At 60.2% G+C, this 8,545-nt stretch carries 11 protein-coding genes; 9 read left to right on the forward strand and 2 right to left on the reverse strand.

Annotated features, from left to right (window positions below; genetic code table 11):
* Positions 1-165 precede the first annotated feature (165 nt).
* From hisI to tatC, 5 genes are all read left to right on the forward strand, one after another.
* Positions 166-564 carry a phosphoribosyl-AMP cyclohydrolase gene (gene hisI, locus QZ511_RS15590; RefSeq protein WP_295803756.1) on the forward strand — a complete coding sequence of 133 codons (399 nt, stop codon included), beginning with the start codon at positions 166-168 and terminating at the stop codon, positions 562-564.
* A 9-nt stretch (positions 565-573) separates the two neighbouring features.
* Positions 574-921, forward strand: a complete 348-nt coding sequence (locus tag QZ511_RS15595; RefSeq protein WP_295803758.1) for a phosphoribosyl-ATP diphosphatase — start codon at positions 574-576, stop codon at positions 919-921.
* A 75-nt stretch (positions 922-996) separates the two neighbouring features.
* Positions 997-1,248: a twin-arginine translocase TatA/TatE family subunit gene (gene tatA, locus QZ511_RS15600; RefSeq protein ID WP_295803761.1), complete on the forward strand. Its 252-nt coding sequence runs from the start codon at positions 997-999 to the stop codon at positions 1,246-1,248.
* Positions 1,249-1,280: 32 nt separating this feature from the next.
* Positions 1,281-1,886, forward strand: coding sequence for a Sec-independent protein translocase protein TatB (tatB, locus tag QZ511_RS15605; RefSeq protein ID WP_295803764.1), 606 nt, complete (start codon positions 1,281-1,283; stop codon positions 1,884-1,886).
* Positions 1,883-2,644 carry a twin-arginine translocase subunit TatC gene (gene tatC, locus QZ511_RS15610; RefSeq protein ID WP_295803767.1) on the forward strand — a complete coding sequence of 254 codons (762 nt, stop codon included), beginning with the start codon at positions 1,883-1,885 and terminating at the stop codon, positions 2,642-2,644. The genes tatB and tatC overlap by 4 nt, the downstream gene beginning before the upstream one ends.
* A gap of 84 nt (positions 2,645-2,728) precedes the next feature.
* Here tatC and QZ511_RS15615 read toward each other — a convergent pair whose 3' ends face one another.
* A complete protein-coding gene (locus QZ511_RS15615) occupies positions 2,729-2,962 on the reverse strand; it encodes a hypothetical protein (protein WP_295803769.1) in 234 nt (77 codons plus the stop codon).
* Positions 2,963-3,083: 121 nt separating this feature from the next.
* Between QZ511_RS15615 and QZ511_RS15620 the strand changes: the two genes are divergently transcribed.
* Positions 3,084-4,127, forward strand: coding sequence for an aminopeptidase (locus QZ511_RS15620; protein WP_295803770.1), 1,044 nt, complete (start codon positions 3,084-3,086; stop codon positions 4,125-4,127).
* On the opposite strand, the gene dtd is transcribed toward QZ511_RS15620, so the two are convergent.
* On the reverse strand, positions 4,058-4,495 hold the full coding sequence (gene dtd, locus QZ511_RS15625) for a D-aminoacyl-tRNA deacylase (RefSeq protein WP_295803772.1): 438 nt from the start codon (positions 4,493-4,495) through the stop codon (positions 4,058-4,060). The genes QZ511_RS15620 and dtd overlap by 70 nt on opposite strands.
* A 99-nt stretch (positions 4,496-4,594) precedes the next feature.
* Here dtd and QZ511_RS15630 point away from each other — a divergent pair, with 99 nt between their 5' ends.
* From QZ511_RS15630 to QZ511_RS15640, 3 genes are all read left to right on the forward strand, one after another.
* Positions 4,595-6,703 carry a prolyl oligopeptidase family serine peptidase gene (locus tag QZ511_RS15630; RefSeq protein WP_295803774.1) on the forward strand — a complete coding sequence of 703 codons (2,109 nt, stop codon included), beginning with the start codon at positions 4,595-4,597 and terminating at the stop codon, positions 6,701-6,703.
* A 52-nt stretch (positions 6,704-6,755) separates the two neighbouring features.
* On the forward strand, positions 6,756-7,784 hold the full coding sequence (locus tag QZ511_RS15635; protein WP_295803779.1) for an NAD-dependent epimerase/dehydratase family protein: 1,029 nt from the start codon (positions 6,756-6,758) through the stop codon (positions 7,782-7,784).
* 236 nt (positions 7,785-8,020) lie between these two features.
* The coding region (locus tag QZ511_RS15640; RefSeq protein WP_295803781.1) for a mechanosensitive ion channel domain-containing protein at positions 8,021-8,545 on the forward strand (525 nt) is incomplete at its 3' end.

Consider the following 8,545-nt stretch of genomic DNA (forward strand, 5'->3'; position numbering starts at 1 on the left):
CCGTTCGAGGCTCCGGCCATTTTCGCCTGCAAGCAGGCTCCTACGACCAACGCCGTAGGTTGGGCAAAGCGCAGCGTGCCCAACAACCCCGATCCGGGGAATAAAATGGCCGCCGGGGCCGCGTCCCGGCAGCCTACACTATCGAATGCAGTAAGGACCCGAACCGTGAGCGACACTGACTTCACCCAAGCGGTCAAATGGAACAGCGACGGTCTGGTGCCTGCCATTGCCCAGGATTTCAAAACCGGCCGGGTATTGATGATGGCCTGGATGAACGCCGAGTCCCTGCGTCTCACCGCCGCAGAGGGCCGCGCGGTTTACTGGTCCCGCTCCCGCGGCAAACTGTGGCGCAAGGGCGAGACCTCCGGCCACGTACAGCAGGTGCGGGAAATCCGTCTCGACTGCGATGGCGACACCCTGGTACTGGTAGTTGAGCAACTGGGCGGCATCGCCTGCCACACCGGGCGCACCAGCTGTTTTTACCGGGTGCTGACAGACGGTGAATGGCAGACCAACCAGCCGGTAATTGCCGACCCCAAAGAAATCTACCGAGCGGACGGATGACCTTTCTACATGAGTGACATGCTGACACAACTGGACCGGGTGCTGCGCCTGCGCATGCAGCAGGGAGATGGGGATTCGTCTTATGTCGCCTCCCTGCACCACAAGGGCCTGAACAAGATTCTGGAGAAGGTGGGCGAAGAGGCCACCGAGCTGGTCATCGCCGCCAAGGATGCGGAAGGCAGGGACCTGGAGTCTGCGGAGCACCGTGCACTGATTGGTGAAACCGCGGATCTCTGGTTTCATTCGCTGGTGATGCTGGCGCATCTGGGAACCGATTCCCGCGCGGTACTCGACGAGCTGGGGCGTCGCTTCGGCCTGTCCGGGCTGGACGAGAAGGCCGCGCGACAGAAAAGCTGATTTAATCGGCACTGTAATTTAACAGGGCGCCAGCCGGTATCGGCGCCAGGCATTGAGAATTATCAGGAGCATCTCATGGGCATTAGCTGGCAACAATTACTCATTCTGCTGGTCATCGTACTGCTGATCTTCGGCACCAAGCGTCTGCGCAACCTCGGCGGCGACCTGGGCGGCGCAATCAAGGGCTTCAAGAAAGCCATGAAGGATGAGGACAAGAACAAGCCGGGCGAGGAAGAGGACAAGGATCCGGAGCTGCTGGGCAAGGACGAGCAGGTCAAGCCGCAGCAGAAAGAATCCGCTGAAGATAAGCAGTCTCAGGACAAGTAACCGCCTGGCGGTTCACAGGGTGAGCGCAACACGTGTTTGATATCGGCTTTTTTGAACTGCTGCTGGTGGGTATCGTCGGTCTGGTGGTGATCGGGCCCGAGCGGCTGCCCGACGCCGTGCGCACCTCGGTGCGCTGGTGGAACCAGATCAAGAACACGCTCTCCAGTGCCAAGGATGAACTGGAGCGGGAAGTGGGCGCGGACGAGATTCGCCGCGAGCTGCACAACGAGCGTGTGTTGAAGGAATTGCGCGAGAGCCAGGAGGAAATGGAGCGCAACTTCAAGCAGGCGGAGCAGAAGTTCGAGGAGGACCTGAAAAAGGTCCGCGCACAGGCGGAGCAGCAGGTGGATGTTGAAGCCGACCAGCGCCGCAATGCCGCCGATTACCTGCCGGAAGAGGATCAGCCGGAAAAGCTCGCCGACGACTACCTGCCGGAGGAAGACGAGGACGATTCCGATCTGGAAGATCCGGAATACCCGGAACACCTGCACGACCACGGAGATCCGGAGTTCAACCCGCATCACCCGAACCATTTCAGTTACGAGGAAGATCTTGTGGAAGATGGTGAAGGCGACTCCGGCAAGCAAAGTAACTTGTCGGAATCCGACTCTGGCGAAGCGGAAGACAAGCGCCCATGAGTAACCAAGCCTCCATGAATGAAAAGGCCCAGCCGTTTGTCGAGCACCTGATCGAGCTGCGCGACCGCCTGCTGAAAACCCTGCTGGTGGTGGTTGCGATTTTTGCCTGTATGGTGCCCTTCGCCAACGAAATCTACGATTTTGTCGCCGACCCGCTGCAGGCGCGCCTGACCGAGGGTGCGGGAATGATCGCCACGGAAGTGACCTCCCCCTTCCTGACCCCGTTCAAGACCACCTTCGTACTGGCATTTTTCGTTTCCATCCCCTTCGTGCTGTTCCAGTTTTGGGCCTTTATCGCCCCGGGGCTGTATCGCAACGAAAAGCGGCTGATCGCGCCGCTGATGATTTCCAGCGTGTTCCTGTTTTACGCGGGTATGGCCTTTGCGTACTTCGTGGTCTTCCCGATTATCTTCGAATTCTTTATCAGCTCCGCGGATGCGGACATCAAGGTACTGCCGGATATCCGCATGTATCTCGATCTGGCGCTCAAGCTGTTTTTCGCCTTCGGCTTTGCCTTCGAGATCCCCATCGCCACCGTGGTGCTGATCTGGAGCGGTGCCGTCACCGCCAGGGACCTCGCCAAAAAACGCCCCTACGTCATCGTCGCGTGCTTTGCCCTGGGCATGCTGTTGACCCCGCCGGATGTGATTTCCCAGACCCTGCTGGCCGTACCCATGTGGTTGCTGTTCGAGGTGGGGATTCTGTGCGGACGCTGGATCAAGCGCGGCAACAAGGAAGAGGAACCGGAGCGGGACTGACGGGCGCTCGCGCAGACGTCTGTTTCCCGTATTGCCGTGCCGCCGGTGACCGGTGGCGCGGGTCAATTCCCTCCCGAGCGTTGCTCAGCCGAGGATTGCAGCTAAGCTGATGAATCCGAGCGCGGCAAATGCCAGCAGAAAAAGTTCGCGGAATTTGCGCCAGTGCGGCAACAGCATCAGCAGCGCAATCGGCGGCAGAATAATCGCCACGATACCGTGTACGGTGGACTGGGCAAATCCCACCCGCACCAGATAAACCCACAGCACGGCGCTGAGTACCAGGGCAAACACGAGACTGACGGCGGCGACAGGCAGCATGGACGAATACCGGAATACTTTCCTTCCGCAGATAAAGTTAGCTGCTGTCGCGCGGACCTGTGGGATATGGCGCGTTTGCCTACTGCTTTCACTCTGCAGCCTGCTGAGCGCCTGCGAAACCGTGCACTTCTATTCCCAGGCGGCCGCCGGCCAGCTGAAAATCCTCGCCGGGCGCAAGTCCATCGATCGCCTGGTGCAGGACGAGCACACCGCCCCAAAACTGAAAACCCAGCTGCAGTGGGTGCAGTCGATCCGCGCCTATGCGCACGCTGAATTACACCTGCCGGTGGGCAGCGCCTACAGTGATTTCACCAAACTGGATGACGAATACCCCCTGTGGAACCTGATCGCGGCGCCGGAGTTTTCCCTGTCGCCGAAACGCTGGTGTTATCCCATAGCGGGCTGCGCCAGCTATCGCGGTTACTTCGACAAGGCAGATGCGCAGGTGCAGGCCGGGCGACTGCGGGCGGAAGGCTATGACGTCTACCTGGGACCGGTGCCCGCCTACAGCACCCTGGGGTGGTTCGACGATCCGATACTGTCGAGCTTCGTGGACTGGAAGCCGGACCGCCTCGCCGCGCTGCTGTTTCACGAGCTGGCACACCGCAGGGTGTATATCTCCGGCGATACCCGCTTCAACGAAAGTTTTGCCACCGCGGTTTCACAGATTGCGCTGCCGGAGTGGCGCCGCCGCCAGGGCATGCCGAAGCCCAAGGTGGCAAGCGTCGAGCAGGCGCGCCGTATCAACGGCCTGATGGTCAGTGCGCGCAAACGGCTGCAGACACTGTACAAGTCGGATGTCAGTGATGAACAAAAGCGCGCTGAGAAGGCGCAAACCCTGCAGCGGCTGCGTTACTGCTATCGCAAATTGTCCGAGGGCTGGCAGCAGGACAAGCGCTTCGCGACCATGATCGAGAAGACCAACAACGCCACCCTGGCGCTGGTCAGCGAATACCAGTCCCGGGTGCCGGCTTTTGTACAACTGTACAAGGACAGCGGCAGTGACTGGGAGCGTTTCTACCAGGCGGTGGAGCAGCTGGGCGACCTGCCGAAGGCGCAGCGCAAGGAGAGGCTGGAAGCGCTGAACAAGCGCGCTCAGACTTCCAGCAAAAAGGTTACCGGGCCATCGTTGCAGAGCGATACCTGCATGTCTGCGGCAAACTGACCGCAGGCCACGCCGGGCAGTTTCAGTCGCGCCTGCTCGACGAAGTACGTGTACAGTTCTTCCGCCTGCTGCGGGCTGGCACCGCGGCTGAAACTGGGGCGCAGCCCCCTCGCGGTATCCGCTACCAGGGTGAACTGGCTGACCACCAGCAGGCCGCCGCCCGCCTGCTGCACATTGCGGTTCATCTTGCCCTGATCATCGCCGAATATGCGGTAGTGCAGCACCTTGTGCAGCAGCTTGTCGGCCAGTTCGCGGGTGTCGGTCGCCTCTACCCCCAGCAACAGCAGGATCCCGTGATCGATGGCGCCCACGGTCTCGCCACCCACTTCAACCCGTGCGTGGCTTACCCGCTGTATCAGTCCTTTCATCGAAAACCTCTTCTAAACTTGGCGCAGCCCGGTAGCTCACGGGCGCAGAATGCCCTAGATTAGCGCAATGAAAACGATGAAAAAACCGGACCAGTTGCAATGAAAAAAGCCCTCCTGGCACTGGCCGCTGGCATTGCAGCCAGCGCCGCGGCCCTGGCCGCCACGCAGTATCCCGCTACCCCCACCGTCGACCAGCAGGACGACTATTTCGGCACCCGGGTCAGTGACCCCTACCGCTGGCTGGAAAACCTGGACTCCCGGGACGTAAAGCAGTGGGTGGAAGCACAGAATGATTATGCACTGCCGAAACTCAAGGCCCTGCCCGGCTGGCAGAAAATCAATGATCGCCTGACCGAGCTGTGGCAGTACGAACGCTATGGCGTGCCCTACAAAAAGGCGGGCCAGGTATTCTACGAATACAACGACGGCAGCTGGGACCAGAGCGTTTTCTACAGCACCGGCGACATTCGCAAGGAAGGCGGCGTGGTACTCGACCCGCGTACCCTGAGCAAGGACGGTACCGTCGCCGCCCGGCGCTATGCCGTGAGTCCCAACGGCCGCTATCTGGCCTATGGTACCTCCGACGGCGGTACCGACTGGACCGACTACCATGTGCGCGACCTGAAAACCCGGCGCCAGCTTCCGGACCGGCTGCGCGGCATCAAATTCAGCGGTGCCAGCTGGGCCAAGGATGAATCCGGCTTTTACTACAGCCGTTATCCGTTTAACAAGGATGGCAGCGCCGACGACAGCAAACAGGTGTCTGTCTATTTTCACAAAATCGGCGACCCCCAGAACAGGGACCAGCTGGTATACGAGATTAGTGATCACGCCACCCGCAACCCGGAAGCCCAGGTCAGTGACGATGGCGACTATCTGATTTTCGGGATTTTCGATGGCTACGACAGCAATGGCATCTATTACCGGGATCTGAAAAACAAACAAGCCGGGGTAGTCAAACTGCTGGATGACTGGGATGCGCTCTACACCTACCTGGGGAACAGCGGCAGGACCTTCTATTTCGAGACCAACGCCGACGCCACCAACGGCCGCATTATTGCCGTTGATCTCGACAAGCCGGAAAAATCCAACTGGAAAACCCTGGTGCCGGAAACCCGAAACGCGCTGCAGAGTGCGAGCCTGATTGGTGGGCGTTTCGTGCTGCACTACCTGCAGGATGCAAAATCCAAAGTGGTGGTGACGGATCTCGATGGCAAGCAACAGTACGAACTGGAGCTGCCGGGTATGGGTACCGTGGAAGGCTTTTACGGCGAGCCCGATGATCCGGAAACCTACTACTCCTTCAGTAACTTCCTCACCCCGCCCAGCATATACAAGCTGGACGTTGCCAGTGGAAAAACTGAAAAAGTCAAAGCGCCGGATTACCCCGCTGATTTTTCCGAATACACCATCAGCCAGGAGTTCCTGAAGAGCAAGGACGGCACCAGGGTGCCGATGTTTCTGGTGCATAAAAAGGGCATCAAGCACGACGGCAGCAACCCGACGCTGCTGTATGGCTATGGCGGCTTCAACGCCGCGCAGCTTCCGCGTTTCTATACCCGTTTCGCCGGCTGGCTGGACATGGGCGGCACCTTTGCCATGGTCAACCTGCGCGGTGGCAGCGAATACGGTGGTGACTGGCACAAGGCGGGCACCAAGTTGCAGAAGCAGAATGTGTTCGATGATTTTATTGCCGCCGCGGAGTGGCTGATCGACAACAAAGTAACCACACCGGAAAAACTCGCCATTATGGGGCGCTCCAACGGCGGCCTGCTGGTCGGCGCGACCGAAGTACAGCGCCCGGAGCTGTTTGCTGCGGCACTGCCGATTGTGGGGGTGCTGGATATGCTGCGCTATCACACCGCCTCGGCCAACGCGCGCCAGTGGTCAAGCGATTATGGCCTGTCCGAGAACAAGGACGAGTTCGCGGCGCTGCATGCCTACTCACCGGTGCACAACACCCGCAAGGGCACCTGTTATCCCGCAACCCTGATTACCACCGCCGACCGCGACGACCGGGTCGTGCCCTGGCACAGCTACAAGTTTGCCGCCGCTCTGCAGCGGGACCAGGGTTGTGACAAGCCCATCTATCTCGCGGTGGAGACTCGCGCGGGGCACGGTGCCGGCAAGCCGGTGTGGATGCAGGTGGAAGACTTTACCAATCAATACGCATTCCTCGCGGCGCGATTGGGCATGCAATTGAAATAAACTGTTTGGCGCCCCTTGCCGGGCCCGAAACTCACTGCAAGAAAATAATTTTATGCGCGCATTTGTCACCGGCGGTACCGGCTTTCTCGGAGCCAATCTGATCGAACAGTTATTGCGGGATGGATGGCAGGTGACCGCCATGCATAGGGCCGGGTCGGATACGTCGCTGTTGCAGCAGTTGGACGTCGAGCTGGTGCAGGCCTCTCTGGAAGATCCCGATGCCCTGCTTTCGGCCCTGCCGCACAACCTGGATGCGGTGTTCCACATGGCCGCGAATACCAGCATGTGGCGCGGCGGCAACGCACGGCAGTGGCGGGACAATGTAGAGGGATCGGCGAATATGGCGCGCGCGGCGCGGGAGCACTTTGCCGCGCAGGCAAAACCGGGACGCATGATCGTAACCAGCTCGATATCCGCCTATGGCTACCATGGCAACACCATCACCGAGGACAGCCCGCAACTGGCGGACGACCCGCGCCACCACTACCTGTACAGCAAAAAGCGCGCGGAACTCGCGGTGCGGGAAGAAATTGGCCGCGGCCTGGACGCGGTATTTCTGAACCCCTGTGGCATTGTCGGCAAGTACGACAGGTCCAGCTGGGCGCAGACGTTTTTCCTGCTCGCGGAGGACCGTCTTCCCGGGGTGCCGCCGGGATCCGGCTCCTTCTGTCACGCGGGAGAAGTGGCCAGGGCACACATCAGTGCTTTCCACAAAGGCCGCAGCGGTGAGAACTATATCCTCGCCGGTACCGACGCCAGTTTCCTGGACTTTTTCAGCCAGATAGCGGAACTGGTGGGCAAGCCGGCTCCCCGGCGCACCACACCCGCGTTGGCCATCCGTGCGGTGGCTGGCGTCAACGACCTTCTCTCCCGGTTTACTGGACGCGAGCCCGCGATCACCCCGGAGAAAGCGGCGATGATTACCCGGCGGGTGTGCGCAAGTTCCGGCAGGGCGCACCGCGAACTGGATTACCGGGCAGAAGTGGCACTGCGAGATATGCTGCGGGAGTCACGGGACTGGCTGGTGCAGGAGGGGCTGTTGGTTCTGCCGGGCCTCGGCGAAGCCGGAGATACGGCATGAACCGGAGAAATATCGTTTTTATCCTGGTGTTGACCCTGCTGATCCTGCGCATCATCGATCACTACTTTTTCTCCGTTGCCGCCTAGGCGCTACTCGCTTTTCTTTTCCCTCCACTTGTTGATGTCACAAGTTTGCCGGCGGGTGCGATGCAATGTAATCGCAGTTGCCCTATGCTAGCCCGGTTGCATGATCGCCAAGGCTGCGACCGTTCACTGGTCACGAAAAGGAGAAAATAGATGGAACACCTGAGGGAACAACTCGAAGCCCTGTGGCCCATGGTCATTTCCGTGGGGCTGAATATCCTCTGGGCATTGCTGGCGCTGGTGGTGACCTGGCTGGCGGCCAAGCTGGTCAGCCGCGCGGTGAACCGGCTGACCGAACGGGGTGTCGATGAAACCCTGGTGCCGGTACTGGAAACCCTCGCGGTGTGGGGTACCTATATCGTTGGCGGCCTGGTGGTGCTGGATATTTTTGGTGCCAACACCACCAGCCTGGTTGCCCTGCTGGGTGCCGCCGGTATCGCCGTAGGTCTGGCCCTGAAAGATACATTGCAGAGTATTGCCGCCGGCTTTGTGCTGCTGGGGCTGCGCCCCTTCCGGGTGGGCGAGACCATCCAGTTCGGCAGCACCATCGGCACCGTGCGCAAGGTGGGTTTGTTCACCACCGAGCTGGATACGCCCGACGGGCTGCGCATATCCGCGCCCAATGACAAGGTCTGGGGGGAAACCCTCACCAACTTCACCCGCAATGCCTCCCGTCGT

It is taken from the genome of uncultured Microbulbifer sp., assembly GCF_913055755.1.
Lineage (GTDB): Bacteria > Pseudomonadota > Gammaproteobacteria > Pseudomonadales > Cellvibrionaceae > Microbulbifer.